The organism is Leisingera sp. F5 (genome assembly GCF_001593695.1).
Window position 1 is genome coordinate 1 of sequence record NZ_LUKH01000716.1, and the last position, 1,803, is coordinate 1,803.

General features: G+C 62.5%; 2 protein-coding genes and 1 tRNA gene. 1 reads left to right on the forward strand and 2 read right to left on the reverse strand.

The annotated features are described in order from the left end of the window. Positions 1-4: 4 nt before the first annotated feature. Positions 5-79 (reverse strand) — tRNA-Gly (locus tag A2I95_RS35160). A 157-nt stretch (positions 80-236) separates the two neighbouring features. Between A2I95_RS35160 and A2I95_RS35165 the strand changes: the two genes are divergently transcribed. Next, positions 237-422 carry a hypothetical protein gene (locus A2I95_RS35165; protein ID WP_291737198.1) on the forward strand — a complete coding sequence of 62 codons (186 nt, stop codon included), beginning with the start codon at positions 237-239 and terminating at the stop codon, positions 420-422. A 216-nt stretch (positions 423-638) separates the two neighbouring features. Here the strand turns inward: A2I95_RS35165 and A2I95_RS35170 are convergent. Beyond that, a partial coding sequence (locus tag A2I95_RS35170; protein ID WP_291737200.1) for a biotin/lipoyl-containing protein occupies positions 639-1,803 on the reverse strand: 1,165 nt, incomplete at its 5' end.

Consider the following 1,803-nt stretch of genomic DNA (forward strand, 5'->3'; position numbering starts at 1 on the left):
CCGATGGAGCGGGCGAGGCGATTCGAACGCCCGACCCTAACCTTGGCAAGGTTATGCTCTACCCCTGAGCTACGCCCGCGCTGCCATCCGGTGAGCGGTGATTTAGGGCGTCGCCGCCCGCGCTGCAAGAGGAAAACCGGCGGCGGATGAAAAAAATCTGCACCCGCCGCGACGGAAGCGGCCAGGCTGTGCGTTTCACTCACAATCAAGCGGAACTTTTCAGGAGGGATTGGATCATGCTTTGGAAGGACTGCCTGCGGATCACTGGCCTGGGTGCGGCAATTGCCTTGGGTTTGCTTGCGCATGGCGTGCAGCACCACAGCACACCGCAAGCGGACAGCTGGGCCGGCCAGATTGATGGGATGAAGCCAGTGCAGGTTGAAACCGTAACCTTGCCGGACCCTGAAGCATTCAACGCCTGACATTGAGGAAAACCGTTTTCCGGCGCGGGAAACGGCCAAAAATCCTGCGAGAATTTTCGGGTGACCACAGTTGCGGACCGCCCCGGTTTTCCGGGCCGGAAAGCTGGCCGGAAAACCGGCCGGAATGTCCGCGGAATTCCGCATTAGCCGCGCAATAGAAAAAGGGCGCCCCTCCAACCGGCAGGGCGCCCCTTTTTTTTATGCCAGCTGAGAAGTTTACTCCAGCTCGACCAAAAGGTCCTTGGCGTCGATCTGGGTGCCGGCCTGTACGTGCACGGCCTTGACCACCGCGTCGCGTTCGGCGTGGATGCCGGTTTCCATCTTCATCGCCTCAATCGTCAGCAGCATGTCGCCCTCGTGGACCTGCTGGCCGACCTGCACCGCGACCGATGCGACAACCCCCGGCATTGGCGCGCCGACGTGGTTTGCATTGCCAACTTCGGCCTTGGCGCGCTGTTCGGTCGAGGCTTTGACCAGACGGTTCGGCACCCGGATCACCCGGGGCTGGCCGTTCAGTTCAAAGAAGACCTTCACTTCGCCCTTCACGTCGGTTTCGGAAATCGCCTGCAGGCGGATCTCCAGGGTTTTGCCCGGATCGATCTCGGCGGTGATCTCCTCGCCTGGCTCCATGCCATAAAAGAACGTGCGGGTCGGCAGGCTGCGCACCGGACCGTACTGGCGGTGGCGGCCCATGTAGTCCAGGAACACCTTGGGATACATCAGGTAGCCGTTCAGATCCTCGTCATCGACGGTGAAGCCTTCCAGCTCCTTCGACAGCTCGGCGCGGACCGCTTCTAGGTCCACCGCGTCCAGATGTGCGCCGGGGCGCTCGACATTGGGCGCGTCGCCTTTCAGCACCTTGGAGACGATGCCCGCAGGGAAGCCGCCCGGAGGCTGGCCCAGGTTGCCGCGCATCATGTCAACCACCGAGTCCGGGAAGGCCACGTCTGTCTCCGGATTCTCAACCTCATCGCGGGTCAGGCCCTGGCTGACCATCATCAGCGCCATGTCGCCAACCACCTTGGACGACGGCGTCACCTTGACGATATCGCCGAACATCTGGTTCACGTCAGCATAGGTCTGCGCCACATCAGCCCATTTTTCCTCCAGACCCAAGGAGCGCGCCTGCGCCTTGAGGTTGGTGAACTGGCCGCCCGGCATCTCGTGCAGGTACACTTCCGAGGCTGGCGCCGCGAGGCCGCTTTCAAAGGCCGCATACTGCGCCCGCACCTGCTCCCAGTAACCCGAGATTTCGCGGATCTTGGCGATGTCCAGCCCGGTATCGCGGTCGGTGTTGCGCAGGCCTTCGACGATGGAGCCGAGGCAGGGCTGCGAGGTGCCGCCGGAAAACGCGTCCATGGCCGCGTCCACTACATCAACT